A 26,928-nucleotide genomic window follows, 5' to 3' on the forward strand; every position below is an offset into this window, starting at 1 on the left:
CCACGTTCGGGGCATGTCGCGGATCACTCGGTCGCCCCGTGTTCGCGGAGGTGCCGATGAGCAAGAATGAGTGCATGGCCTCACGATCGCTTGACCAGCACGCTGCCGCCGCGCGCGAGCTGCTCGCCTGCCTCGGCCGCGATCGTGCGGTCGAGACGATCGCCCTCTCCGCATCGAGGATCGCTGCGGCTCCCGATGCCTACCGGCACCGCACACTCGCCCACGATGTCGTGTCACCCGGCGACCTTCCGCCGTTCGATAACTCGCAGATGGATGGCTACGCCGTGCGGGCAGCCGAGTTATCGGGGGCGACACCGGATGCGACGGTGCAGCTTCGCGTCGACACCCAGGTCAATGCGGGCGACGCCATCTCCGCGATTCGGCCTGGCAGCGCCGTGCCCATCATGACCGGCGCGCCCCTGCCGACCGGCGCAGACGCCGTCGTTCCGATCGAACGGGTGATTCCCGATCGGTTCCTGTCTGTCGGCGGATCCGACGCCGGGTCCGATCCCGTCACTGTCGAATTCACCGCGACTCCTGCACCTGAGGATTTCGTGCGACGCCGCGGCAGCGATGTGCGCGCAGGCAACCTCCTCCTCGCCGCGGGCACCGCGCTCGGGCCGGCCCAGCTGGGAGTGATCGCGGCCACGGGGCTCACGAAGATCGACGTGCTGCGCCGCATCCGGGTTCTACTCATCGCCACCGGCCACGAAATTCGCGAACCCGGCACGGCCCTCGAACCTGGGCAGATCTACGATGCGAACAGCGCCGTGCTGAGCCAGGCGCTCATCGACGCCGGCTGCACGGTCATGGCCTGGCCGTGCAGCTCCGATGATGCAACAGATCTGTTGCACATCGTCGAGAAGGGCTCTCCCACCGCCGATCTCGTGATCACCGTCGGAGGCGTCAGCGCCGGAGCGCGAGAGGTCGTGCGTGACGCGCTCGGGCCACTCGGCGTCGAGTTCTCGCATGTGGCCATGCAACCGGGCGGCCCCCAGGGTCTGGGCCTCGTCGAGGCGGCCGGGCATTCAGACGGTATCCCCGTGGTGACCTTCCCCGGCAATCCGGTGAGCGCACTCGTCTCCTTCGAGATCTTCGTGCGACCGATACTGCGGCGGCTCGCGGGCTTCGCACGCCCCGAGCGGGAGACTCTGCGGCTTCCCCTTGCCGAGCGCGTCGAGTCGCCCGCCGGCAAGCATCAGGTACGCCGAGCATCCATCGACCCCGACGGTCGCGTGCGACTCGTCGGCGGCCCGAGCTCGCACCTCCTGCATTCGTACGCGGCATCGACCGCGCTTGTTCACTTTCCGGTCGGGCTCAGCCACGCTGACGTCGGCGACCTGGTCGACGTTTGGAGAATCGATGACTGACGAACCCGCTCTCACCCATGTGGGCGCCGACGGCGCCGTGCTGATGGTCGATGTGACAGACAAGGCCGAGACATCGAGACGCGCGAGCGCGGTGGCCACGGTTATCACTCGCCCCGACGTGCTCGAGCTTCTGCTCGCGGGCGAGCTGCCGAAGGGCGAGGCCCTCGCGGTGTCGCGGGTCGCCGGAATCATGGCGGCCAAGCAGACGTCGTCACTCATCCCGCTGTGCCATCCGCTGCCGCTGTCAGGAGCGACGGTCGATTTCGCACCCGGCGACGACCGCATCGTGATCACCGCGACAGTGAAGACCCGGGGCGTCACGGGCGTCGAGATGGAGGCCCTCACCGCCGCATCCGTCGCGGCTCTCACCCTCTACGACATGATCAAGGCGGTCGACAAGCACGTGGTGATCACCAACATCCAGGTCACGGCCAAGTCGGGCGGCAAGTCGGGCGACTGGACGATCGAATGACGAACACCCTCGGCGAACCCCGCGAGCGCCGAGCCCACGTCATCGTCGCGTCGACCCGTGCCGCGGCGGGCGTCTACGACGACCGCACCGGCCCCGTGATCGCCGATTGGCTGCGTCATCGCGGGTGGGCAGATCCGATCGTGCAGGTGGTTCCGGATGGCGACGAGGTCGTCGCCGCGCTTCAGGATGCCATCGAGTCGGGTGCCGATCTCCTCGTGACGACGGGCGGCACGGGGGTCACCCCCACCGACCGCACCCCGGAGGCGACGCTTCCCTTGCTCGATCGGGAGCTGCCGGGCGTGATCGAGGCGATCCGCCGACGCGGAGCCGAGTCGACGCCGCTCGCCTCGCTCACACGAGGGCACGCGGGAATCGCGCGCGGCAGAACCTTCGTCGTGAATCTTCCCGGCTCGACCGGAGGAGTCAAAGACGGGCTCGCCGTGCTCGAAGAGGTTCTCGACCACGTGCTCGATCAGTTGCACGGAGGGGACCATGAGCACTGAGACGCCCGCTTCCTATTCCGCCGACGATTTCGGTGAGTCCGCGCCGGCCGTCGTGGCGTTCGCTCGGGTGACCGATGAAGTCGTGACGACCGACGAGTGCATCGCAGCCGTCGAGAACGACCACGCCGGCGCAGTAGTGACCTTCGCAGGCGTCGTGCGCGACCACGACGAGGGCAAGGGTGTGACTTGGCTGCGGTACTCCGCGCATCCGACTGCGGACGCCGTTCTGCGCGAGGTCGTCGCAGAGGTGGCCCTCGCGCATCCGGGAACGACAATCGCCGCAGCACACCGCGTTGGAGACCTTGCGATCACTGACGTCGCGCTGGCTTGTGCGGTCGCCTCGGCGCACAGGGGCACCGCGTTCACGGCGTGTGCCGCACTGATCGATGAGATCAAGGCGCGGGTTCCGATCTGGAAAGAGCAGGGCTTCACCGACGGCACGACGGAGTGGGTCGCGGCGCTGGGGTGACGCGGCGCGGACGAGTCTCGATCCAGAAGAAGAGGAGAATAGATGCGATTCGAATGCGATCTCGGTGGTGGATATTCCTTGGCTTTGCGAACTCTCGCAACCGTCGAGATGATGCACCATTTGACCGAGAAGAACCTAGACAGACTGCGGCGATGGGAGCCCTGGGCGCAGGGCGCACAGACCGAGTCTGATCTCGCCACCTTCACTGAATTTCAACTCGGTCAGTTCGCTCGCGGAGCCGCTATTCCCACGGTGATCTTTCGGGGCGACGAAGCCGTGGGGTCGGCATCGCTCAAGTTGGATGCGTATCTCGCCACAGCCGAACTGGGGTACTGGATCGATCGTGACGAAGAAGGCAAGGGGATCGTATCTCGCGCCTGCACCGCACTTATCGAGCACGCCCGCGACATCGGCTCGACACGGGTGGAGATTCGCACGGCGGCGCTCAACGAGCGGAGTTGCCGGGTGGCGGAACGCCTCGGCTTCGAACGTGAAGGCTTTCTGCGTGGAGCGCTACCGATCGGAGAGATTCGACTCGACGTCGCTCTCTACGGACTTGTTGAATAAGAATCAGACATAAGGCCCTAGAACACTTGTTCTATTCTAGATCACGGGGTAATCTATATACATGGAAGACCTGTTCGAAGAGGTGCGTGCCATTGAGGCCCGACTGTCGAACATGTGCGTCTCCGTGAATCTCACCGTGTCGTCAGGTGACGAGCTGAAAACTCTCATGCGTCTCGCGTCGGCGGTGAAGAACACAGCCGACCGGGTACTCGCGCTGGGGGCAGCCGAAATTCACCAGCGTTCACGCCGTGAGCTCGGGCCTGCAGGTCTGGCGAAGGCCGAGGGGCACGTCAATCCACAGAGCATGATCGCGCTGCTCACCGGATGCTCAAGATCGGAGGCGAAGAAGCTCGACGGGCTCGGCAAATCGATCATGCAGGCGGCTCCCCTGCCACGGCCGAACGAGGCTCTCGACACGTCTGACGGTTCGCCGATCACTCCACCGTGGCATGCCGCAATCAGCGCTCGAATGATCGCCGGCGACATCACGCCTGATCGATTCGAAGCGCTCCGCGCAGGCTTGGGAGAGACCACAGACCGCCTCTCGTCCGCCGAGCTGTCGGCCGCCGCAGAACAGGTTCTGTCGTTCCTCCACGCCGACGACCTGCCCGAGACCGTCTACCGAGACGCCCGTGCTGCTCGAGCCCTTCTCGACCGGGCAGGTGTGGCCGAGACCGAGAAAGAGCAGTACGCCCGGCAACAAGCGAAGATCTGGCGCGATCGCGAGGGCATGGTGCACCTCAACGCTGTCTTCGCACCCGAAGACGGCTCGTTCGTCAAGAACACTCTCGACCTTCTCCTGGGTCCCCGCATCGGTGGCCCCCGATCGGCAGGCAAAAAAGCCGTCGCTGAAGCCCAGGCCCTCGCAGACGATCCGCGCACCGTCGAGCAGCTCACCGCCGGCGCACTCGTTGCACTCGTCAAGGCCGGGGCAGCAGTGGAGCACAGCACTGTCCTCGCGAAGAAGCGCCCCGCCGTTCAGATCGTCGTCACTGCAGCTGAGTTGACCAGGCCCGACGGCGACGGCATCGCCTTCATCGAAGGAACCGGAGTCCCCGTCACCATGACCACGGTCGATCGGCTGGTCTGCGACTCGGGCTACCAGCCCATCATGGTTGCAGCCGACGGATCACCGCTCGATCTCGGTCGCGAACACAGGCTGTTCCAACCAGCCCAGAGACTCGTCTTGAACGCAACCCAGGGCGGATGCGTGTGGCCCGGGTGTGAAAAGCCCCCGTCGTTCTGCGAAATCCATCACATCGAGCACTGGCATACGGGAGGTAAGACCGACATCCAAGACGGCGTACTTCTCTGCAAACATCACCACCTGCTCCTGCACTCGAACGAGTGGAGAATCAACCGCACGACGTCACACGATGATCGGTACGAGAACAGATATTGGCTCACACCGCCCTCGTCAGTTGATCCTCGACGACAACCGCGACAATTGCGGTTCTCGGGTGTCGTTCGTCGCAATCCGGCTCTCGCAACCGCGGGCGGAGATCGCAGGCGAGCGTGATCACCCAAGACAGGCATGAATGGCGGCGCGGTGATTTACACGCCCGACACATGTGTGAGGTGTACTTGGTACAGCACCACAGCAATCCTTCGGTACGAGGAGACGTACATGGACCTCAACACCGTGAACCGCGTGATTCCCGCCAGAAGCCGCGCAGACCTTGGCGAGCTCGGCGAGGGCGCTGTGCCTCTTGCCGGCGGAAGCGTGCTCTTCGCCGAACCGAACCCGAGCATCCACACCCTCATCGACCTGCAGACGCTCGGCTGGGAACCGTTTGTGATCTCCGACGACGGGCTCGAGGTCGCGGCGACCGCGACGCTGACCCAGCTCTCGACGCTGCCCGATGATCGCGGTTGGCGCGCCCATCCCCTCTTTTACCAGTGCTGCACTGCCCTGTTCGGGTCGTTCAAGGTGTGGAACGTCGCCACAGTGGGCGGCAACATCTGCACCGCGTTGCCGGCGGGCCCTATGACCTCGTTGTTCAGCGCGCTCGACGCCGAGGCATTGATCTGGAGGGCCGACGGCAGCGATGTGCGGATACCGGTCAGCGAACTCGTCACGGGTAACACGACCACCTCGCTCAACTCCGGAGACGTACTACGCTCACTGCACGTCGCCGCCCGATCGCTCGGTTCTGCGACGGCCTACCGCAAGATCGCCCTCTCCGCCATCGGACGAAGCGGAGCCGTCGTCATCGGCAGATTCGACCCCGTCGACGAGAGCTTCGTGCTCACCGTGTCTGCCGCGACCGTGCGCCCGGAGCAGCTCCGCTTCGCCGGCCTCCCAACGGCATCCGAATTGCGCACCGCGATCGAGGGCATCGGCACCTGGTTCACGGATGCGCATGGCGCCGCAGACTGGCGGCTCGCCGTCAGCGTCGTGCTGGGCGAGGAGATTCGGCTCGAACTCACGGGGGCAGCCCGATGACCTTCTCGATCAACGGCGAAAAGTTCGACTCCGAGCCTCGGGCGGGCCAGAGCCTGCGCACCTTCATCCGCGACCAGAAGCACTTCGAGGTCAAAAAGGGGTGCGACACCGGCGACTGCGGCGCCTGCTCCGTGCTCGTCGACGGCACACCCGTGCACTCGTGTGTGTATCCGGCCTTCCGCGCCGCAGGAAAAGATGTGACGACCGCCGCGGGACTCGGCATGCCGGGCTACCTCTCTGCAGTGCAGCAGAGATTCGTCGACCATGCCGCGTTCCAGTGCGGGTTCTGCACCGCAGGCATGGTCGTTACGGCGTCGACCTTCGATGACGAGGATCTGGCCGAGCTGCCGCGCCTACTCAAGGGCAACCTCTGCCGGTGCACCGGCTACCGCGCGATCCACGAGGCCATCGACCACGTGCACACCGACTCGTGCGGAGTCGAGCTCGAGCCGGGCGCCGAGGCGCCGAAGTCGCGCACCACGCCGGTAATCAAGACCGGGCCGCGCGCATCCGTCGGCACCTCGGTCACGGCACCGGCCAGCGAGCGCGTGGTGAGCGGTCAGGAACCATTCACTCTCGACATCGCGATCCCCGGGCTGCTGCACCTCGTCGTTCTGAAGTCGCCGCACGCGCACGCGCGCATCACAGCGATCGACACGCGCCGCGCATCCGCCCTGCCCGGGGTTCACGCGGTACTCACGCACGAGCACTCCCCCGACACGTTGTTCTCGACAGCGCGGCACGAGTCCCGACTCGACGACCCCGACGACACTCTCGTGCTCGACAGCGTCGTGCGCTTCCGCGGCCAGCGCGTCGCCGCGGTTGTCGCCGAATCGGTCGGCATCGCCGAAGCAGCCGCACGCCTCATCGAGATCGACTACGAGGTGCTGCCGGCCGTCTTCGACCCGCACCTGTCGACGCTCGACGGCGCACCGAGCATCCACGGCGACAAGAACGGCACGACCTCGCGCATCGTCGACCCCCAGCGCAATCTGGTCGCCGAGTTGCACGGCGAGTACGGCGACGTCGCCGCCGGTCTTGCAGGGGCAGCACACACGATCACCGGAACCTGGCAGACCCAGCGTGTGGCTCACACGCACCTTGAGACCCACGCCACGATCGGCTGGATCGACGAGGACGAGCGCCTGGTTCTGCGCACGAGTTCGCAGGTTCCGTTCCTGGTGCAGACCGAGATCTGCCGCCTCTTCGATCGCGACCCGTCGACCGTTCGTGTTTTCACAGCTCGAGTCGGTGGCGGTTTCGGCGGAAAACAGGAGATTCTGACCGAAGACCTCGTGAGCCTCGCCGTGCTCACAACCGGGCGGGCGGTTCAATACGAGTTCACCCGAGAAGACGAGTTCACTCTCTCGCCGACGAGACATCCGATGGAGGTGCAGGTGACGCTCGGCGCCGATGCGGGCGGCCTGCTCACCGCGATGAAGGTCGAGCTGCTCTCCGACACCGGAGCCTACGGCAACCACGGGCCAGGCACGATGTATCACTCATGCTCCGAGTCGGTGAGCCTGTACAACGTTCCCAACAAGCGGGTGGATGCCCGGTGCGTCTATACGAACAACGTTCCGTCGGGTGCCTTCCGCGGCTACGGCCTCGGACAGGTGATCTTCGCCATCGAGTCGGCGCTCGACGAGCTGGCGCGCTCCGTCGGCGTCGATCCGTTCGAGCTGCGCAGGCTCAACTCCGTCACCCCCTCCGATCCATTGATCGTCACTCACGTCGAGGGTGACGACCTGATTCTCGGCGGCTACGGACTCGATCAGTGCATCGACCTGGCCGAGCAGGCGCTCGCCAGGGGCAACTCCACGGTTGCACCCGCCGGCCCCGAGTGGCGTGTGGGCCGAGGCATGGCCTCGTCGATGATCGCCACGATGCCGCCGCGCGGTCACTTCTCAGAGGTGACCGTTACGGCCGATGCCGACGGTGCCTACACGGTCGGCGTCGGCACCGCGGAGTTCGGCAACGGCACCACCACGGTGCACACCCAGCTCGCGGCGAGCGCGCTGTCGACGAGCCCCTCGCGCATCCGGGTCAGGCAGAGCGACACCGACGCCGCACGCTACGACACCGGCGCATTCGGGTCTGCGGGAACGGTCGTCGCGGGCAAGGCCGTGCTGGCCGCCGCGGAATCGCTCGCTCGCGACTTGCGACAGCTCGCTGCCGAGCGCACGCAGACCGCACCGGATGCGTGGACCCTCGATGACGGCGTGCTGGTCTCGGCAGAGCACCGACTGTCGATCGCCGAACTTGTCGGCCCGGACGGGCTGACGGCGACGGCGAACGAAGACGGGGCTCGTCGATCGATCGCTTTCAACGTGCACGCGTTCCGAGTGGCCGTGAACACCCGCACCGGAGAGGTGCTCATTCTGCAGTCGGTCCAGACAGCGGATGCCGGATTCATGCTCAATCCCGCACAGCTCAGGGGCCAGATCGAGGGCGGGGTGGCCCAGGCCATCGGCACGGCGCTCTACGAGGAGGTCATCAACGACGGTGAAGGCACTGTGCTCACCACCGTGCTGCGCAACTACCACATCCCGCAGATCTCCGACCTGCCGGTGACCGAGGTGTACTTCGCTGACACCCACGATCCGCTCGGCCCGTTCGGCGCCAAATCGATGAGCGAGGCGCCCTACAATCCTGTCGCCCCCGCCCTCGCGAACGCGATTACCGATGCGATAGGCCGGCGCCCCATGGAGCTGCCGATGTCACGCGACCGAATCTGGCGCCTGCTGCAGGACTAGCCCTCGTCGAGCGCGTTGGTTCCTGCCGAGCGCGGTGGCAGAATCACCGCGTTGCGCGCGAACTCCCGCGCTCGACGCTACGGGCGCGTCGCCCGGACAGCCTCCGCCGTGCGGTGGATGGGACCCGTCCGTGAGCGCAGCGGCTCACCGCTCGCGCCGGTGCGGCTCGCGATGACCTCGGCGAGGATCGACACCGCTGTCTCCTGCGGAGTGCTTCCGCCGATATCGAGCCCGATCGGCGAGTGCAGTCTGTCGAGCTGCGCCGCGCTGAGTCCCGCCCCCTCGAGTGCTTTGATGCGCCGCTCATGGGTGCTCCGCGATGCCATCGCGCCGACGAACGCCACCGGCAGCCGCAGGGCTTCCTCGAGCAAGGGCACATCGAATTTCTCGTCGTGAGTCAGCACGCAAATAACGGTGCGCGAATCGGTGTGGGTCTGGCGCAGGTATTCGCTCGGCCAAACGACGACGACCTCGTCGGCCGACGGAAAGCGCTGAGGCGTGGCGAACAGCGGGCGTGCATCGCAGACGGTCACGTGGTAGCCGAGCAGGCTGCTGGCGTCGGCGAGCGCCGCAGAGAAGTCGACCGCCCCGAAGATGATCATGCGCGGCGCGGTCGACGCCACGACGAACAGCACTCTCAAGGGCTCGCCGTCGCAGTCGATGTCGAGTGTTCCCGAAACACCCGACGTCACGCGCGCGGTCAGTTCGTGCAGGATGCGCTGCGCGGCGGCGGCATCGAGCCCGTCGCGTTCGACCTCGGGCGCCGAGGCTGTCGCTGCGATCACCGTTCCCACCGCCCGACCCGAGACGACGATGGCGATGCCGGCCGGACGCCCGTCACGGGTGGCCTCGAGTTCGTTCACAACGCGTACGTCGAGCGATCCGCGAGCACCGGCTGTCGCGATCTCGTGCACGAAGACCTCGATGCGTCCCCCGCAGCTGAGACCGGCCGCGAAAGCGTCGCCGTCGGTGAAGCCGAACTCGGCGAGAACGGGCGCGCCCGTCTCGAGCACTCCCTCTGCAGCCTGATAGACCGCACCCTCCACGCATCCGCCCGAGATGCTGCCCAGCACCCGCCCCTGGTCGTCGACGGCCATCGACGTGCCGAGGGCCCGCGGGGCCGAGCCATCCACGGTCGTAACGGTCGCGACCGCGAGGCGCCGACCCGCGCCGAGAGCCTTGAGCAGGTCTGCTGCGATGTCGAGCATGGGAACGTCTCTTTCGGCTTCGAGTACGGCGATCAGGCCTCACCTCGACTGACACAATCCTGACACACGGAGGTGCTAGAACTGGTCAATGCTCCTCATCCGCAAGGCCGTCACCACGATGATCGACGAGACCCACGAAAGCCCTGGCGACCTCGCCCTGGCAGACGGATTCGTGGTTTCCGCAGCGGTAGCGGCGACAGTCGAGAGTGACGAGATCGACGTACTGGATGCCTCCGGCTGCGTCGTGACGCCGGGTCTCGTGAACGCGCATCACCATCTGTTGCAGAGCGCGTTCCGAACGCTGCCCGGCACACGAGGGGTCGCGATGAGCGACTGGCTGCCGACCATGGCGGCGGCCTATGGTCAAGTCGGAATAGACCCCGAACTGGCACACACGGCCGCGCTCGTCGGCGTTGCCGAAGGGCTTCTCTGCGGCGTCACCACGGTCGCCGACCACCACCTCACCTGGCCCGAAGGCAGCGACGACGTGGGCATTGCGCGCGCCACCGCCTCGGCCTCCGCGGAACTCGGCGGCAGACTCGTCTTCGTGCGCGGCTCCGCTCGTGACGACCCCGAGGAGGCCGCGCTGTCGGCGGAGCGCATCGTCGGCGCGCTCGTGCCGCACGGCGAGGCCGGCATCTCGAACGATGGGATGCTGCAGCTTGCCGTCGGGCCGGCCGGCGTGCACAGCGATAGTGAGCAGACGTTCCGGCTACTCGCGGAGGTGGCCGAACATCATGGGCTGCGCCGTCGAACCCAGGCAAACGAGCAGGTCGACGTGGCGATCGCTCTCGAGAAGTACGGCCGGCGCCCGATCGATCTGCTCGACGAGTGGGGCTGGCTCGCGCCCGATGTGACGATCGCCCATCTCTGCGCGGTGACGCCCGACGAGATCGCACGTCTCGCGTCCGCCGGTGTCACCGCGACGCACGCGCCCGGCTGCGACCTGCCGATGGGATGGGGAATCGCGCCGGTGGCTGCACTCCGCGAGGCAGGTATCTCCGTAGGTCTCGGCACAAGCGGCGGCGGCAGCAATGATGCCGGTCACCTGCTAGCCGATGCGCGCCTCGCCATGCAGGTCGCTCCTCTCGTCGGGCGCCCCCTCGCCGCACGCGAGGTTCTCGGCATGGCGAGCGAGGGTTCGGCCCGCGGCCTCGGCCGAGACGAGCTGGGGCATCTACGCCACGGCGCCGCTGCGGACCTGTGCGTTTGGGATGTCTCCGGAGTGGCCGACGCCGGAGTCGCCGACCCCGTCGCGGGCCTGTTGTGGGCAAGCCCCGGGCGCCGCCCGAAGCACGTTGTGGTGGGCGGACGCGTGGTCGTGCGCGACTACGAACTCGTCGGCCACGACCAGCGAGACCTGGCCGCAGCACTCACACGACTTCTAGCCGCGAGAACCGCCTGACGCAAGGCGTCAGAGTTCGAGCACGAGCCTCGGGCAGGCGGCGCGTGACACGCAGATCATCATGACCTCGTTGTCGGCTTGCTCGTCGGGAGTCAGCACCGAATCGCGATGGTCGACCTCGCCCGAGACGACGGGTGTTTCGCAGGTTCCGCACGTTCCCTCTCGGCACGACGAGAGCACGAGCACCCCGGCGTCTTCGACCACGTCGAGAATCGACTTGTCGGGTGGAACGGTGAGCGTTTCGCCCGACAACGTGAGTTCCACCTCGAACGAGTCATCGAGCACCGGCGCTCCGGCGTCTCGGGCCTCGAACCGCTCCAGATGCAGGCTGCCGTGCGGCAGCGAGACGGATGCGTCTTCGGCGGCGGCGAGAAGGCGGGCCGGGCCGCAGCAGTAGACGAGCGTGCCGTCGGCGGCCTCGGCGACGAGCGCCGCGACATCCATTCGGCTCACGTCACCCTCGTCGGAATCGGCCGCGAACGCGCGCACCCGACCGCCGAACCGAGCCTCTAATTCACCGAGGAAGGCCATCGTGCTCCGCGAGCGACCCGCGTAGGCGAGAGACCAGGACGCTCCCGCTTCTTCGGCGGCATGGATCATGGGAATCAACGGGGTGATTCCTATGCCTCCGGCGATGAAGAGGTACGAGGCGGAGGCCACCAGTTCGAAGTGGTTCAGCGGGCCGCGAAGACGCACCCTGCTTCCGACGACGAGCTCGGTATGCATTGCAAGAGAGCCGCCGCGCCCTTCGTCTTCTCGCAGGACGCTGATGCGATACGAGCGCCTGTAGGCCGGGTCTCCACACAGGGAGTACTGTCGCTCGACGCCCTCGCGCACGACCACGTCGAGGTGTGCGCCCGGGGTCCACGACGGAAGTTCAGATCCGTCGACGGCACGGAACTCAATGGTCTTGACCCCGTCGGCGATCTCAGCCACACGACTCACGACGGCGTCGATCTCAGTGAGGTGAAGTGACATAGGGGCCGTGACTTTCGATGAGAAGATGCAGGTGTGTTCACTGCGACAGTACCCTTCGCTGAGACACACCTCGAACACTGACGTCGAGCATTCCTCGGATCGTCTTGTGAGGAAATGTTCGTGTTACGTATCGGAAATATCCACTGCCTAGAGTGGACTCGTAACCGGCCAGCGTGGGCCCCAGAAGTTCATCGGAGGGCACATACATGAGCGCACTGCCGAGGGCCATCTCCTTGCTCCGCTCCGCGACCCTCGAAGACGGCTCCATCGTCGATGTAGAGATCACCGGCGACACCGTCACCAGCATCCGGCCCGCGGGCAGCGCGCGCTCCGCCGCTGCATCCGAGACCCTCGATCTCACCGGCTTCGTCTTGCTCACCGCCCCTGCAGAACCGCACGCCCACCTCGACAAGGCGCTCTCGTGGGATCTGATCGATCCGCCCATGGGTGACCTCGGCCTGGCCATCGAATCGTGGAAGAACTACTCCGCCACGATGACGGTCGAGTCCATCGCAGATCGGGCTCGCCGCGCCGCTCTTATGCTGCTGCAGAACGGCACCACAGCCATTCGCTGTCATGTCGATGTTCTCTCGGGCGACTCCCCCTTGCGCGGCGTGCAGGCCCTCGTTCAGGTGCGAGAAGAACTGCGTGAGCTGATGCACATCGAGCTCGCAGCCCTCGCCGGGCCCGCCATCCCCACCGCAGATGTCGAGGCTGCCCTCGATCTCGGAGTCGGCCTCGTGGGCGGCGCACCCCACCTCGCCGACGATCAGAGCGAAGACTTGCAGCGCCTGCTCGCAATAGCGGCACGACGCGGCATGGGCGTCGACATCCACACCGATGAGAGCCTCACCGGCGGCTATACGCTCGCCGAACTCGCCCGCACCGTGCGCGACTGGCCCGAGTCGATGCCGGTGACCGCCGGCCACTGCGTGCGCCTCGGCACCCTCGACGTCGACGAGCTCGACGAGATCATCGACGAGGTCCTCGCCAGCGATATCGGAATCGTGACCCTGCCGATCACCAATCTGTACCTGCAGGGCTGGCAGCATCCGGTGTCGACGCCGCGCGGCCTCACGGCCGTTCGCAGGCTTTTGGATGCCGGGGTGCGGCTGGGTGCGGGAGCCGACAACGTGCGCGACCCGTTCAACCCGGTGGGCCGCAGCGATGCGCTCGAAACCGCCTCTCTGCTCGTCACCGCCGGTCACCTCACCGTGCCGGAGGCGTACGCGGCGGTCAGTGACGGGGCCCGCTCAGTCATGAGTCTCGAACCCGCCGGCGTCACCGTCGGTGCGAAGGCCGAACTGCTCGCCGTGCGCGGAGCAAATCTTGCGGATGTGGTCGCGAATGCGCCCGCCGACCGGTACGTGATCCACGCGGGGCGCCTCGTCGCCTTCAGCGAGGTCACGCACCACACTGCCCTTCCGACTCGATTCACCGAGCCGGCCGAACTCCTTCTCGAAAAGAGGTGACGAGCCCGATGACGCTGACAACAGACCCCCCTGCAGAGACCACGACGACCGAGCTTCTCCATTTCTCCGACGTCGCCATGACGTTCCCCAACGGCACGACCGCGCTCTCCGGCGTCGACCTCACCGTCAAGAAAGGCGAATTCGTCACCGTCGTCGGGCCGTCGGGATGCGGAAAGTCCACCCTGCTGCGCATCGCTTCCGGGCTCACCCCCGCCACAGCGGGCCAAACGAATGTCGCGACGAAGCGCATCGGCTACGTCTTCCAAGACGCGACCCTTCTTCCGTGGCGAACCGTGCAGGCCAATGTCGAACTGCTCGCCGAGCTGAACGGCATCCCCAAAAAGACACGCGTCGCCGAGGCTGCAAAGGCCATCGAACTCGTCGGTCTCGCGGGCTTCGAGAAGCACCTTCCGAAGACGCTCTCGGGCGGCATGCGCATGCGCGCGTCCCTTGCACGGTCGCTGACGCTCGACCCCGAGCTCTTTCTCTTCGACGAGCCATTCGGCGCCCTCGACGAGATCACGCGAGAGCGCCTCAACGACGAGCTGATCAAGCTCTTCACCGAACAGCAGTTCGCCGGGCTCTTCATCACCCACTCGGTATCCGAAGCTGTGTATCTCTCGACTCGGGTCGTCGTGATGTCGGGCCGGCCGGGCAAGATCGTCGAGACCTTCGACGTTCCCTTCGCGTACCCTCGCGACCCCGAGATTCGTTTCACCCCGGAGTTCGCCGAGCTCGCCGGCGAGGTCTCGCACGCGCTCAGATTGGGACACTCATGACCACGACCGCTCCGCCGACCGGGCCGGTCGCCACGAACCCGAAGATCAGAACCGTCTCGCGCGCATCCGAAATGCCGAAGCGGCGCGGTGGCCGTTTTCCCGCGTGGGTTCCGCCCATCATCGTCTTCATCGTCATCCTCGCGATCTGGTACTTCGTCAGCTACGTGGTTCTCGACCCGGCACGGTCGTTCCTCGTTCCTGCGCCCCATGTCATCATCGAGCAGGCCTTCCTCGATCCGAAGACTCTCGGCGACATCATGGGTGCCCTCGCGCGCTCGGCGGGCGTCGCCCTGACGGGTCTCGCCATCGCCATCGTCATCGGCTTCCTCTGGGCTGTAGCAATGAGCCAGGCACGGTGGATCGAGCGGTCGCTCTTTCCGTACGCCGTCATTCTCCAGTGCATCCCGATCCTGGCGCTCGTGCCGCTGATCGGGTTCTGGTTCGGCTTCGACTTTCCCGCCCGGGTCATTGTCTGCGTCATGATCTCTCTGTTCCCGATCGTGTCGAACACCCTGTTCGGGCTGCAATCGGTCGACAGGGGTCAGCGCGAACTCTTCCAGCTGCAGAAGGCCAGCCGCTGGACCGTTCTGCAGAAACTCGAGTTTCCGGCCGCCCTTCCGGCGATCTTCGCCGGAATGCGCATCTCGGCCGGCCTCGCGGTCGTCGGTGCCATCGTCGGCGACTTCTTCTTCCGGCGCGGCGAACCCGGCCTGGGGTCGCTGATCAGCAACTACCAGTCCCGTGTGCAAGGCCCTGAGCTGTTCGCCGCGATCATCGTCGCCTCGCTCTTCGGCGTTGTGGTCTTCCTCGTCTTCGGTTGGCTGGGCAAGCTCGCCGTCGGCCGCTGGTACGACTACAGCAAGTAGCCCGGTCGGCGCGCGCCGGCCCCCTCGACTCATCCATCCCACAGCAGCACCCTTCACAGCACCGAACCGCTTTGCATCCTGCACATCACACAAGGAGATGAAATGCGCATCACTCGATCAAGGTCACTCATGGCCGCGGGTCTTCTCGCGACTACGGCACTCGTCCTCACCGGCTGCTCCGCGGGCGGAACCGATACTCCCACCGACGCGGCCAAAGACCTCAAAATCGGCTCGGTCGACCTCGCAGCCGCCGGCTGCCCGGCGACGATCACGATCCAGACCGACTGGAACCCCGAGGCGGAGCACGGCCACCTGTACTCCATGTTCGGTGACGATGCCGTGGTCGACGCGGGCAACAAGAGCGTCTCTGGCCCGCTCTACTCGAAGGGCGAATACACGGGCGTGAACCTCGAGGTGCGCTCCGGCGGGCCGGCGATCGGATTCCAGACCGTGACCTCGCAGATGTACACCGACAACAGCATCACCCTCGGCTACGCCAACACCGACGAGGCGATCCAGCTGTCGGCCGACATGCCCACCACAGCTGTCTTCGCCCCCCTCGAAATCAACCCGCAGATGATCATGTGGGACCCGAAGACATATCCGGATGTCAAGACCATCGCCGACCTGGCCAAGGCCGGCGCCGTCATCAAGTACTTCGGCGGAGCGGCCTACATGGAGTACCTCAAGGGCGCGGGTATCGTTCCCGAGGCTCAGGCAGACGGTGGCTACGACGGAACGCCCGCCAACTTCGTGACGGCACAGGGCAAAGACGCGCAGCAGGGCTTCGCGAGCGCTGAGCCCTACATCTACGAAAACGAGGTCGACGCCTGGAAGAAGCCGGTCGCGTACCAGCTGATCCACGACGCCGGCTACCCGATCTATGCGGCGGCCGTCTCGGTGCGCTCCGCCGATCTCGAGAAGCTTTCGCCGTGCCTCACCAAGCTCGTGCCCGTTCTGCAGCAGGCAGAGGTCGACTACTTCGCCGACCCCGCCACGACCAACAAGCTCATCCTCGACCTCGTCAACCAGTTCGACACCGGATGGGTCTACGACGAGGGCGTGGCCGACTACTCGGTAGACACGATGAAGAAGCTCGGTCTGGTCAGCAACGGCGACAACGCCTACATCGGCGACTTCGACGAGGCCCGCGTTCAGAAGATCCTCGACATCGACACGCCGATCTTCACCAAGCTCGGCACTCCTCCGGCAGAGGGCTTGAAGACCTCCGACCTCTTCACCAACGAGTTCATCGATCAGAGCATCGGCCTGAAGTAACCCGTAGCTGCAGAACCGTCGGCCCTTCACCGGTCGTCGGTCGCGCACCTCGTGTGCGCGACCGACGACCGGTGGCGGGCCATCATCATTCGGCACCATCTAAGGACCAGCACCATGACCGACCTGACCGAGCCCATCGCATCCCTCGCCACAGAACTCGCCTCGATTCTGGGTGAACGCGGCGTGACCACTGAGCTTCGAGCTCGCGAGAAGGCCTCGGCCGACGGCTCCTACCTGTCTCCGATCATCACCGAACAGCTTCCTCTCGGGCTGGCCGACATCGTGGCGTTCCCGACGACGGCCGAGCAGGTTGCCCAAGTGGTCGCCGCCGCTGTTCGCCACGGGGTGGGTATCACCCCTCGCGGAAAGGGCACCGGCAACTACGGTCAGGCCATTCCGATCGAGAACGGACTTGTGCTCGACCTGTCGAAACTGCGAGGCGTCGTCGAGGTCGGCAACGGATTCCTCACCGCTCTGGCCGGCACCCCGATCGTCACGATCGAACAGGCAGCGCGCGAGTCCGGCCAGCAGATTCTTATGTATCCCTCGACCGCCCAATCGTCGATCGGCGGCTTCCTCTCTGGCGGCTCGGGAGGCACCGGATCGATCGCCCACGGCTCGAACCACGAGGGCTTTGTTCTTGCGCTCGACGTGGTGCACGCCACGCCGGATGCGCAGCTCGTTCATGTTGACGGCGACGACGCGCAGCCGTATGTGCACACCTACGGCACGGCCGGAATCATCGCGCAGGCCACCATCGCGCTCGAACCGCTGCAGGACTGGCGGGGTCTCTTCGCCAGCTTCGACACCTTCGCCCAGGCCATCTCGGTCATCCGGGAAATCGGGCGTCTCGAGCCGACCCCACGGCTGGTCTCGGCCGATCTGCCGACGCTTGCAAACGCGCTGCCGGTCGACCCGGCCATCCCGAAAGACCGGGCGAGCCTGCGCGCGATCATCGACATCGCGGCGGTGCCTGAGGCTTCGGCGTTGATCGAAGCCGCCGGCGGCGTCGTCGAGGAGGTTCGCGAGGGCGCCCAGACTGCGATGAAGCTCAGCATGATCTCGTACAACCACCCGATCGAGTGGCTGCAGAAGAGCGACCCGGGCAAGTACTTTCACATCGAGGTCGCGGGCGACGCGCTCGTCGACCGCATCGACGAGGTGCACGCCGTGTACCCCGGCGGCATGCTGCACATCGAAGCCCAGAAGAATCGGCCGATCGGCATGCTGGCGGGCATCTACGAGAGCGCCGAGAAGGTCTACGAGGGCTTCGACAAGCTCGCCGCGATCGGAGTCGGCGTGCATAACCCGCACGTCTGGTTCGTCGACCACGAGGTCGAGCGCACGCTCGCCCTCGCCGAGACCACCGATCCGCATGGGCTGCTGAATCCAGGCAAGCTGCAGGGCAAGAGCGTTGGAGCCGAGTCATGAGCGGTGCCCACGCGGGAGACCCGGTCGTGAACGATCTGGGCACGCGCAAGCTCGTCGAACTGTCGGGTCCCGCCGCCACCGCAGCGCTCGATGCCGACTCCGTGGTCGTTGTTCCAACCGGCGCGATCGAGCATCACGGCTCGCACCTTCCCCTCATGACCGACTACCTGCTCGCGGATGCGATCGCGAACGCGGCCGTCGAGCGCGCGGCCTGGCAGGGTGTCGACGCGTGGATTCTGCCCCCCCTCGCCTACACCAAGAGCGACGAGCACCACTGGGCATCCGGAACCATGTGGCTCACCTGGGAGACGATGATGAACACGATCGTCGATCTGGGCAACTCGATCGCGGCCACGCCGGCGAACAAGGTGGCGTTCTTCAACGGCCACGGAGGAAACCTCGCCCTGCTTCAGGTCGCCTGTCGCGAACTGCGCCGTCGCTTCGGCCTGCAGACGTTTCTGCTCTCACCGATCGTGCCGCCGATGGCAGACGGCACCGGTGACGGGCCCGATGAGCTGGGCCTCGGCATCCACGGCGGTCACAGCGAGACGTCGCTGATCATGCACATCCGGCCCGATCTGGTCGATCTGTCGCTGGCCAAACGCAGCGTGCCCGAGCACCTGGCCGACTTCGAGCACATCGGATTCAAGAAGGCCGTGTCGTTCGGCTGGCTGTCGAACGACTTCGGCACCGACGGCGTGATCGGCGACCCGACCGCGGCCAACGCGGCGTATGGTGCAGAACTGTTCGAGCACTCTGTGGAACAGGCTGCGGCCGCGTTCGCCGAGATCGCACGCTTCGACCCGTCCGGTCCGCGCACGTGATCTCAGCGCTGCCAGACGAGGCTCGCGACCTGTTGACGGAGTGGCTTCCCGACAACGCCGATCCAGCTCGACCGTTGATCGTGGTCGCAACCGTCGATGCAGACGGACGGCCGGATGCACGCAGTGTTCTCCTCAGCGAATACAGCGCCGAGGGGTTCTTTTTTCACACTGACTCACGCTCGCGCAAAGTCGCAGATCTGGAGTCGAATCCGCACGCCGCCTTTGCGATTGCCTGGCCGGCAGAACTTCGTCAACTCTCGGTGCAAGGCGTTGTCGAGCGGGCCTCTGTTGCCGAGGAACGATTCGCCTACGCACGACGATCGCGTTACCTGCAACTGCTCGCCTGGATCAATTCGCCCGAGTTCGCGCTGTTGCCGAGCGCCGAACGGGAACGTGCCTGGGCCGAGTTCGATGCCGAGCACCCAGAGGGCACGCTGACAACGCCACCGACATGGCTCGGCTTCATGATGCGACCCACCCGGCTCACCTTCTGGGAGGGCAGCCGGTCGACGGCCAGTCGTCGAACGGAGCACAGGCTGACCGACGAGGGAAACTGGGCCAAAGAAATCCTGCCCGGGTAGCATCTGCCCCGAGAACGGCGCGGCTCAGGTGGCCGGAACCGGAACCGGCGCCTCGGGGCCGACGTATCGGGCAGACGGACGGATGATCTTCGAGTCGGCAGCTTGCTCCAGCACGTTCGCGGTCCAGCCGAGTACCCGGGCGGCCGCGAAGGTAGGAGTGAAGAGCTCCCGGGGCAACTCGCACAACTCCATGACGATGGCAGCGAACCACTCAAGATTCGTGTGCAGCGCTCGGCCCGGCTTCAGTTGTTCCAAGAGCACGGGTATCCGCTCCTCCACACGGATGGCGAGTTCCACACGGTCACCTCCGAAGCGCCGCGCCACCTCCTTGAGCATGGCCGAACGCGGGTCCTCGGTTCGATACACCGGGTGCCCGAATCCCATGATTCGTTCGTTCGCCGCGATCCTCTGCGCGACCCACGAATCGACGTTTTCCAACGTTCCGATGGCGTCGAGCGCGTCGAGAGCGCGACTCGGGGCACCGCCGTGCAGCGGGCCGGACAAGGCGCCAAGGGCTCCGACGAGGCAGGCGGCGGCATCGGCCCCTGTGGAAGCGATGACGCGCGCTGTGAAGGTCGACGCGTTGAATCCGTGATCGATGGCCGCGACCAGGTAGGAGGAGAGCGCGGACACCTGCTGTGCCGACGCCTCCTCGCCGCGAATCATGTAGAGATAATTGGCTACGTATCCCAACTCAGGCCTTGGATCGATCGGCAGTTCTCCCGCCGCCACGCGGCTGATCGCGGCGATGATGACCGGCGTCTTCGCGGCTAGTGAGACGAGGTCGCGGCGGCGATCAGCCGGAGAGAGATCGAAGAGCGGTCGCATGCCGCGATCGAGACCCTCGGCGGCCAGCGCCACCCGCAGCGCTGCGAGCGGATCGGCGTGAGGCCCACGAATGGCGACACGGATCACGTCGTGCACATGAGGCGAGATCCGCGCCGCGTCACGCACCTCCTGGGTGAACCGCAGGCTCTCGTCGGGCGTGGGTAATTCTCCGTCGAGCAGAAGCCGCCACACATCCTCTACCGAACGCATTGTCGCCAGCTCCGTCGCCGAATACTGCCGGTAGTGATAAAAACCCTCCTGGCCGCGCACGTCGCTGAGAGTCGTCTCAGCGACGACGACATTTGTCAGTCCATGAGGCACGTCGATGAGGGTGTCGTCCATTCGGGAGGCCGCTTGCATCGCTGTTCCGTTCGTCTCGTGTCGTTGATACGTTCAGATCACCAGCAACATTGATTTTCGACAAGTCAATGTTGATTTGATCAACCAGTCAGGAAAGCGAATCATGGAGACCTTGCCGGGGCTGACCGCGGCGCAGGCCGCCGCACGGCTGGGGGTCAAGCGGGCAACTCTTTATGCCTACGTGTCTCGCGGCCTGCTCTCAAGCGTGCGCAGCGAGTCGGGTGGCTCGGTCTTTGACGCACTCGAGGTCGAATCGCTCGCAGACACCAGATCGCGTGGACGATCGAGCGGCCCTGCCGACAGGTCGACCATGGCCGGCCGACCACTGATGGTGGTCGACTCCGACCTCACCCTTATCGAGAACGACGATCTGTACTTTCGCGGGCGCAGAGCGACCGACCTCGCCCGGAGCCATTCGCTGGAGGAAGCGGCGGAGCTTCTGTGGGGAGGCGACGGGGCACACACCAGCCACGACTACGGCACCGACGACGAGCTGCGTCGACGGCTCCTGCAGGCAGGAGACGTTCTCGGGTCACGCTCAAGGCTCATCGATCGAATGACGCTCTCGGTCACGATCGTGGGATCTCAGGATCCACTGCGCGACGATCTCGCTCCAGATATCGTGCTCTCGACCGGGCGCCGGATCCTCGCGGCGATGATCGACTGCCTGCCCAGCCTCGGCACCGAGCCGCCACCACATTCACCCCTCGCCGCGCGGCTGTGGTCGAAGCTCTCGGCGGAGGCACCCGCGCCAGCAGACCTGCGCATTCTGAACGCCGCTCTCGTCTTGTCGCTTGACCATGACCTGGCAACATCGACGTTTGCCGCCCGAGTCGCCGCCTCTGCCAGGGCGAATCCCTACTCCTCAATCGGTGCCGCCCTCGGCGCGTTCGACAGCGTCCTGCACGGAGGCGCCAGCATCCTCGCCGTCGACCTGCTCTCGGATGTCCTTCTCAATCACTCGCCGGAGGTCGCCCTGCGCCGGCAGATGTCGAGCACGACAGGCATCCCGGGCTTCGGCCACGTGCTGTATTCGAAGCGAGATCCGCGCGCTCAATGCCTGTTCGCGCTGATGGACGCAGAACCGACCTACAGAGTCGGGGTCGACGCTGCACGTCGCGTGATCGGCGTGGTGCGCTCGCGCACGACCCGAATCGCGAATGTGGATCTCGCTCTGGCAGCTCTCGCCGTCTCACGTGACCTACGCCCGGATTCCGGGCAGGCGATCTTCGCGGTCGGGCGGACCGTCGGCTGGATTGCGCACATCGTTGCCGAGTATGCCGAAACGCCGCTACGGCTGAGGCCCGAGTCACGTTACACGGGCCGAGCGGCGCCTCAGGCAGACCATTGAGGTCGATCGGCATGCGGCGGCGGCCCAGCCTCCTCGGTCAGAGGGCCAGGCGCTGCGCCGTCTCCGCCAACACGATCGCGAACTCCGCCTCGCGGCCATGCCCGGCCCCGCCTGACAGGTTCACCCCGGCCACGCCGTCGATCTCCAGCAGCTCCAGGCTCAGCTCGACCGCAGCCCGGATGCCCTCCTCGCGCGGATCCGCAGCCGACAGGATGCGATCGAGATAGCTCTCGGGCAGTACGAGCGACGGAAAAGACTCCAGCAGTCTCGCGCTCGCGTGGTCGGTCACCATGGGCACGCACGGGATGAACCGGGCCGTGACGCCGAGGTCGTGCGATTCACGCACGAACCGGCCCACGGCATCCACGCCGCCGCAGTGATTAACGAAGCAGACGTCGGCGCCGGCGCGCGTCTTCTCGAGCAGTCGGGCTGCGCGCAGCTCAACGGGCGGTGTGGTCGGCGACTCCCCCACCGAGACGAGGTGGCCGGCGGCCCGAGCGAGGGCGGCGACCTGCGGCGAATCGAGGTCGAAGACCGCGGCCGCGTCGGGGCGGGAGCCGAGCAGAGTGTGGTCGCCGGTCACGCAGTGCACCCCGGCGACGCCGACGTGCGCGAGGCCCACGAGCTCGCCCTCGATGGCGACGCGGTTGCGGTCGCGGCAGTTTATGCCCGTCCAGACCTGCAGGCCCGCCGCGCGGATCAGCGAGGCGCGGTAGCTCGGCGAGAACTGCACCCGCGCCGTGCCGTGATCGCCGGCGAGCGTCGCATCGACGGGGCCGGCGAGCAGGGCCGCACACTCGGCCAGCGATTCCGCATCCATCGCCCGCGCCGGAAAATCGGCGACGACGATCGGGCGCGACTTCATCAACACCATCATCTCTGCGGCACCGGATGAGCGCGGCACGACGTCGGGCTCGGGCGGCACGACGCCGTGCCAGGTCACGAGGGGGTCGTCGAGGAACACGCAACGGAAGTCTCCGACCTCACAGCTGCCGTCGAAACCGACCCCGCCGCAGGGCCCGTACTCCATGTTTTTGGGGCAGCCCGCATGCGCGGCAGACGGGGTGAGAAGCGATTCCACGAGGGTCCTTCCGGCGAGCCGCAGGCCCGACGAGTTTCATCTCACGGGGTGCGAACATTTCATGTTAGCTCCGGCGTGTAACACGGGTGTTTCCGAACCGGCCTCGGCGGCTCTGACCCCGTCAGTAGGCTTGATCCGTCGACAGAACCACCGACGAACGAGGAGATCGCGACACCATGGCAGAACAGTACGACCTGGTCGTGAGAGCCGAGAAGGTACTCATCGATGGCGAGTTCCGCCCCGCATCGGTCGCCACGGCCAGCGGCGTGATCGTCGCGATCGCAGACCTGGATGCCTCGTTCGACGCCGCAGAGACAGTCACCCTGCCCGACGACCAAGTTCTCATCCCCGGCATCGTCGACACCCACGTGCACGTGAACGAACCCGGGCGCACCGACTGGGAGGGCTTCGCCAGCGCGACCCGAGCGGCTGCGGCCGGCGGCGTCACGACCATCATCGACATGCCGCTCAACAGCATCCCGCCCACCACCACCGTCGAGGCGCTCGAACTCAAGCGCGAAGCTGCCGGCCCGCAGGCCACCGTCGATGTCGGGTTCTGGGGCGGCGCAATCCCCTCGAGCCTCGGATCGCTCAAGTCGGTTCACGACGCCGGAGCATTCGGGTTCAAAGCCTTCCTCTCGCCCTCCGGCGTCGACGAGTTCCCCCACCTCGAGACCGAGCAGCTCTTCGCCGCCGCGCTCGAGATCTCCGAGTTCGGGGGCCTGCTCATCGTGCACGCCGAAGACCCGACCGTGCTGGAGAAGAACGAAAGCCACGGCGGCACCGACTACCTCGACTTCGTCTCGAGCCGCCCCGACCTCGCCGAAGAAGACGCCATCGCGCACGTCATCGAGGCGGTGCGCTCCACCGGCGTTCGTGCGCACATCCTGCACCTCTCGAGCGCCCGCGCCCTGCCGCAGCTCGCCGCGGCCAAGGCCGAAGGACTGCCCATCACGGTCGAAACGTGCCCCCACTACCTCAGTTTCTCGGCCGAAGGCATCCCCGACGGCGGCACGCAGTTCAAGTGCTGCCCGCCGATCCGCGACGCCGGCAACCGCGAGCTGCTGTGGCAGGCACTCGAGTCGGGCCTCATCGACATCGTCGCCTCCGATCACTCCCCCTCGACGAAAGAGCTGAAGTTCGCCCACGACGGCGACTTCCAGCTCGCCTGGGGCGGCATCTCGGGCCTGCAGCTCAGCTTCAGCGCCGTCTGGACGGGCGCCCGGGCTCGCGGCATCCCGCTCGAGACAGTCGTCGAGTGGATGTCCACCAAGACCGCCCGCTTTGCCGGCCTCTCGCAGAAGGGCCGCATCGAGGTGGGCGCCGACGCCGACCTCGTTGCATTCGCTCCGGAGGCCGCCTTCACCGCGAGCGCCGACGCACTGCTGCACAAGAACAAGGTCTCGGCGTTCGACGGCTCCGAGCTCACGGGACTGGTCGCCACCACCTGGCTGGCCGGCGTGCCGGTCTACACGTCAGGCGCCGTCGAAGGCGCGGCCGCATCCACCCCCACCGGCCGGCTGCTCTCACGCGCCTGATCCCGATTTCATTCACCCCTCTCGACCGCAGGAGCACCAATGGCCATCGTTCTCGGACCCAATCAATATGGCAAAGCAGAGAACCGCGTCGTGCGCATCACGCGTGACAGCGCGCGCCACGAGATCCGTGACCTGAACGTGTCGACGGCCCTGCGCGGCGACTTCTCGGCCGCGCACCTCGTAGGCGACCAGTCGCAGGTGCTGCCCACCGACACGCAGAAGCAGACGGCTTATTCGTATGCCAAGGAGAAGGGCGTCGAGTCAATCGAGGCCTACGGGCTCGAGCTGGCCCGCCACTTCGTCGACGACGTCGTTCCCGTGGAGGGCGCCCGCATCGAGATCGAGGAGTACGCGTGGGAGCACGCGATCGTCGACGGCGAGGAGCACGAGCACACCTTCGTGCGCCTCGGCCAGGAGGTGCGAACCGCCTCCATCACGGTGGAGGGCAAGGGCGCCGAGCAGAAGACGTGGGTCATCGGCGGCCTCAAAGATCTGGTGCTTCTCAAGTCGACGGGCAGCGAGTTCCATGGCTTTCTCACAGACGAATACACGCGCCTCGAACCGACCACAGACCGGGTGATGGCCACCGCCCTCGTCGCGCAGTGGCGTTTCACCGAGACCGAGCTCGACTGGAATGCCGTGTACGCCGGCGTGAAGCGCATCCTCATCAAGCAGTTCGCGGTTCTTCACTCGCTGGCCCTGCAGCAGACGCTCTATGAGATGGGCAAGGCCGTGCTCGAGGAGTACCCGTTCATCGCCGAGATCAAGTTCTCGGCCCCCAACAAGCACCACTTCCTCTACAACCTCGAGACCTTCGGGGTCGAGAACAACAACGAGGTCTTCCACGCAGACGACCGCCCCTACGGGCTCATCCAGGCCACCGTTATGCGCGATGACGCGCCGGATGCCGGACCCGCGTGGACACCCGCGGCAAACCTCGCGTAGACCGCCTGTGAGCACCATCTACCGGGGGCACATCTTTCATGTCTCCGGCTCCCCCTCCGTTGCGGATGCGCGAGAGCACCTCGTGTCGCTTCCCGACGGCGCGCTGGTCGTGTCGGATTCCGGCACGATCGAGTGGATCGGCGCTGCCGCCGAGCTGCCGTCGACGTTCGCGGGCGCATCCGTCGTCGACAACCGGGGCGGCTACATCGTGCCGGGCTTCGTCGATGCGCACGTGCACTTTCCGCAGACGTACTCCACCGACTCGTACGGCGGCGGACAGCTGCTCAAGTGGCTCGACAACTGCATCTTCCCTGCCGAGTCGCGGCTTGCCGATCCCGAGTTCGCCGAGCGCATCGCGCGCGACTTCACGCGTCGCCGCGTCGCCGCCGGCACGACGGCCGCCATGGTGTTCGGCTCCGCTTTTCCGCACGCGCAGGATGCCCTCTTCCGCACCACGCGGGATGCCGGGCTGCGTGTGGTGTCGGGCCGCGGCATCCAGACCGTGGGGCCGGAGTCGGCAGCCGCCTTGATCACGGACGAGGCCGAGGCGATCGCGCTCGTGCGCGACGAGATCGAGAGGTGGCACGCCGTCGACACCGGTGACGCGGTGACGGCGCGCATCCAGGTCGCGATCGTGCCCCGCTTCAGCCTGTCGGTCACGCGCGAGACGCTGCATGCGCTCGGCGAGCTGTACGACGAGGTGCGCGGCGCGGGCGTGTATTTTCACAGCCATCTGAGCGAAAACGACAGCGCCGAGGGCGGAGAGATCGCCGCGGTGAAGGCCGTCTTCGAGACGGACAGCTACCTCGACACGTACGACGGGCGGTTTCTGCCGGGGTCTGAGGTGGGCGGTTCGACGCTGCTCGGGCGGCGCAGCATCTTTGCGCACGCGGTGCACTGCACCGACGACGAGCTGGCCCGGCTCGCGGCGACCGGATCGTCGATCGCGCACTGCCCGACCTCGCAGCAGTTCCTTGGATCGGGCACGATGCCGTGGACGCGCACGACGGGTTCTGGCGTCACCGTCGCCGCCGGAACCGACGTGGGCGCGGGCGATGAGTGGCTCATCTCGAGGGTGCTCAACGACGCGTTCAAGGTGCACATCAGCGAGCCTGGCGAGGCGAGCGTGTCGCTGCATCCGGCAGAGCTGCTGTTCACCGGCACCCTCGCCGGGGCTCGGGCGCTCGACATGGAGGAGCGCTTCGGCAACCTCGACGTGGGCAAAGACGCAGACTTTCTACTGATCGACCCGTCCCAGTGCGAGCCGCTCGCGATGCTGCTCGAGGGGCGAGTGCGTGCCGACGACGAACAGATCGACACCGACCGAGAGCTGTTCGCACTGCTTATGGGCCTGCGCGAGCCTGCGATCGTGGGCACGTTCGTGCAGGGCAGGCGGGCTGTGCCGCCACAGTAGTCGAGC

General features: G+C 66.3%; 24 protein-coding genes. 20 read left to right on the top strand and 4 right to left on the bottom strand.

Translation table 11 applies throughout. The annotated features are described in order from the left end of the window. Nucleotides 1-74: 74 nt before the first annotated feature. The 8 genes from TZ00_RS12090 to TZ00_RS12125 all read left to right on the top strand — a co-directional run bounded on the left by TZ00_RS12090 (nt 75) and on the right by TZ00_RS12125 (nt 8,583). Complete coding sequence (locus tag TZ00_RS12090) at nt 75-1,370, top strand: molybdopterin molybdotransferase MoeA (RefSeq protein WP_238579676.1); 1,296 nt, start codon at nt 75-77, stop codon at nt 1,368-1,370. Beyond that, nucleotides 1,363-1,842: a cyclic pyranopterin monophosphate synthase MoaC gene (gene moaC / locus TZ00_RS12095; RefSeq protein WP_044442085.1), complete on the top strand. Its 480-nt coding sequence runs from the start codon at nt 1,363-1,365 to the stop codon at nt 1,840-1,842. The genes TZ00_RS12090 and moaC overlap by 8 nt, the downstream gene beginning before the upstream one ends. Then, nucleotides 1,839-2,345, top strand: coding sequence for a MogA/MoaB family molybdenum cofactor biosynthesis protein (locus TZ00_RS12100; protein WP_044442087.1), 507 nt, complete (start codon nt 1,839-1,841; stop codon nt 2,343-2,345). Before moaC ends, TZ00_RS12100 begins: the two co-directional genes overlap by 4 nt. Next, nucleotides 2,335-2,814 (top strand): molybdenum cofactor biosynthesis protein MoaE, encoded by a 480-nt coding sequence (locus TZ00_RS12105; RefSeq protein ID WP_084606077.1) that lies wholly within the window; start codon nt 2,335-2,337, stop codon nt 2,812-2,814. Before TZ00_RS12100 ends, TZ00_RS12105 begins: the two co-directional genes overlap by 11 nt. Nucleotides 2,815-2,892: 78 nt before the next feature. Then, entirely contained in the window at nt 2,893-3,381 is a 489-nt protein-coding gene (locus TZ00_RS12110) for a GNAT family N-acetyltransferase (protein WP_044442327.1), read from the top strand. A 61-nt stretch (nt 3,382-3,442) separates the two neighbouring features. Beyond that, nucleotides 3,443-4,900, top strand: a complete 1,458-nt coding sequence (locus TZ00_RS12115; RefSeq protein ID WP_044442089.1) for an HNH endonuclease signature motif containing protein — start codon at nt 3,443-3,445, stop codon at nt 4,898-4,900. Nucleotides 4,901-5,008: 108 nt separating this feature from the next. Next, nucleotides 5,009-5,827, top strand: a complete 819-nt coding sequence (locus TZ00_RS12120) for an FAD binding domain-containing protein (RefSeq protein WP_044442091.1) — start codon at nt 5,009-5,011, stop codon at nt 5,825-5,827. After that, nucleotides 5,824-8,583: a molybdopterin-dependent oxidoreductase gene (locus TZ00_RS12125; protein WP_044442092.1), complete on the top strand. Its 2,760-nt coding sequence runs from the start codon at nt 5,824-5,826 to the stop codon at nt 8,581-8,583. Before TZ00_RS12120 ends, TZ00_RS12125 begins: the two co-directional genes overlap by 4 nt. 77 nt (nt 8,584-8,660) lie before the next feature. Here the strand turns inward: TZ00_RS12125 and TZ00_RS12130 are convergent, their stop codons facing one another. Next, on the bottom strand, nt 8,661-9,791 hold the full coding sequence (locus TZ00_RS12130; protein WP_044442093.1) for an XdhC family protein: 1,131 nt from the start codon (nt 9,789-9,791) through the stop codon (nt 8,661-8,663). Nucleotides 9,792-9,879: 88 nt separating this feature from the next. On the opposite strand from TZ00_RS12130, the gene TZ00_RS12135 reads away from it, so the two are divergent. After that, nucleotides 9,880-11,196, top strand: coding sequence for an amidohydrolase family protein (locus TZ00_RS12135; RefSeq protein WP_044442094.1), 1,317 nt, complete (start codon nt 9,880-9,882; stop codon nt 11,194-11,196). Between the two features lie 9 nt (nt 11,197-11,205). Here TZ00_RS12135 and TZ00_RS12140 read toward each other — a convergent pair whose 3' ends face one another. Beyond that, nucleotides 11,206-12,174, bottom strand: coding sequence for a PDR/VanB family oxidoreductase (locus tag TZ00_RS12140; protein WP_044442095.1), 969 nt, complete (start codon nt 12,172-12,174; stop codon nt 11,206-11,208). 206 nt (nt 12,175-12,380) lie between these two features. Between TZ00_RS12140 and TZ00_RS12145 the strand changes: the two genes are divergently transcribed. The 7 genes from TZ00_RS12145 to TZ00_RS12175 all read left to right on the top strand — a co-directional run bounded on the left by TZ00_RS12145 (nt 12,381) and on the right by TZ00_RS12175 (nt 19,405). After that, entirely contained in the window at nt 12,381-13,646 is a 1,266-nt protein-coding gene (locus TZ00_RS12145) for an amidohydrolase family protein (RefSeq protein WP_044442097.1), read from the top strand. A gap of 8 nt (nt 13,647-13,654) precedes the next feature. After that, nucleotides 13,655-14,425 carry an ABC transporter ATP-binding protein gene (locus TZ00_RS12150; RefSeq protein ID WP_044442328.1) on the top strand — a complete coding sequence of 257 codons (771 nt, stop codon included), beginning with the start codon at nt 13,655-13,657 and terminating at the stop codon, nt 14,423-14,425. Continuing rightward, nucleotides 14,422-15,291 (top strand): ABC transporter permease, encoded by an 870-nt coding sequence (locus TZ00_RS12155; RefSeq protein WP_044442098.1) that lies wholly within the window; start codon nt 14,422-14,424, stop codon nt 15,289-15,291. Before TZ00_RS12150 ends, TZ00_RS12155 begins: the two co-directional genes overlap by 4 nt. 102 nt (nt 15,292-15,393) lie before the next feature. Continuing rightward, a complete protein-coding gene (locus TZ00_RS12160) occupies nt 15,394-16,569 on the top strand; it encodes a substrate-binding domain-containing protein (RefSeq protein ID WP_052521534.1) in 1,176 nt (391 codons plus the stop codon). 114 nt (nt 16,570-16,683) lie between these two features. Beyond that, complete coding sequence (locus tag TZ00_RS12165; RefSeq protein WP_044442102.1) at nt 16,684-18,000, top strand: FAD-binding oxidoreductase; 1,317 nt, start codon at nt 16,684-16,686, stop codon at nt 17,998-18,000. Then, nucleotides 17,997-18,824, top strand: a complete 828-nt coding sequence (locus TZ00_RS12170; protein WP_044442104.1) for a creatininase family protein — start codon at nt 17,997-17,999, stop codon at nt 18,822-18,824. The genes TZ00_RS12165 and TZ00_RS12170 overlap by 4 nt, the downstream gene beginning before the upstream one ends. Then, the gene (locus TZ00_RS12175) at nt 18,821-19,405 is read left to right on the top strand and encodes a pyridoxine/pyridoxamine 5'-phosphate oxidase (protein ID WP_052521535.1); all 585 of its coding nucleotides are present in this window, start codon (nt 18,821-18,823) and stop codon (nt 19,403-19,405) included. Before TZ00_RS12170 ends, TZ00_RS12175 begins: the two co-directional genes overlap by 4 nt. 24 nt (nt 19,406-19,429) lie before the next feature. On the opposite strand, the gene TZ00_RS12180 is transcribed toward TZ00_RS12175, so the two are convergent. Continuing rightward, nucleotides 19,430-20,575, bottom strand: a complete 1,146-nt coding sequence (locus TZ00_RS12180; protein WP_044442105.1) for a citrate synthase — start codon at nt 20,573-20,575, stop codon at nt 19,430-19,432. Nucleotides 20,576-20,696: 121 nt separating this feature from the next. Here TZ00_RS12180 and TZ00_RS12185 point away from each other — a divergent pair, with 121 nt between their 5' ends. Beyond that, entirely contained in the window at nt 20,697-21,944 is a 1,248-nt protein-coding gene (locus TZ00_RS12185; RefSeq protein ID WP_044442106.1) for a citrate/2-methylcitrate synthase, read from the top strand. A 37-nt stretch (nt 21,945-21,981) separates the two neighbouring features. Here TZ00_RS12185 and TZ00_RS12190 read toward each other — a convergent pair whose 3' ends face one another. After that, complete coding sequence (locus TZ00_RS12190; RefSeq protein WP_084606078.1) at nt 21,982-23,025, bottom strand: methylenetetrahydrofolate reductase C-terminal domain-containing protein; 1,044 nt, start codon at nt 23,023-23,025, stop codon at nt 21,982-21,984. 176 nt (nt 23,026-23,201) lie between these two features. Between TZ00_RS12190 and allB the strand changes: the two genes are divergently transcribed. Genes allB through TZ00_RS12205 form a run of 3 tightly spaced genes read left to right on the top strand, consistent with a single transcriptional unit; the run spans nt 23,202 to nt 26,922 of the window. Further along, on the top strand, nt 23,202-24,563 hold the full coding sequence (allB, locus tag TZ00_RS12195; RefSeq protein ID WP_044442108.1) for an allantoinase AllB: 1,362 nt from the start codon (nt 23,202-23,204) through the stop codon (nt 24,561-24,563). A 39-nt stretch (nt 24,564-24,602) separates the two neighbouring features. Then, entirely contained in the window at nt 24,603-25,508 is a 906-nt protein-coding gene (gene pucL, locus TZ00_RS12200) for a factor-independent urate hydroxylase (RefSeq protein ID WP_044442110.1), read from the top strand. 7 nt (nt 25,509-25,515) lie between these two features. Further along, nucleotides 25,516-26,922, top strand: coding sequence for an amidohydrolase family protein (locus TZ00_RS12205; protein WP_238579677.1), 1,407 nt, complete (start codon nt 25,516-25,518; stop codon nt 26,920-26,922). The last annotated feature ends 6 nt before the right edge of the window (nt 26,923-26,928 follow it).

The organism is Agreia bicolorata (assembly GCF_000938265.1).
GTDB classification, from domain to species: Bacteria; Actinomycetota; Actinomycetes; order Actinomycetales; family Microbacteriaceae; genus Agreia; species Agreia bicolorata.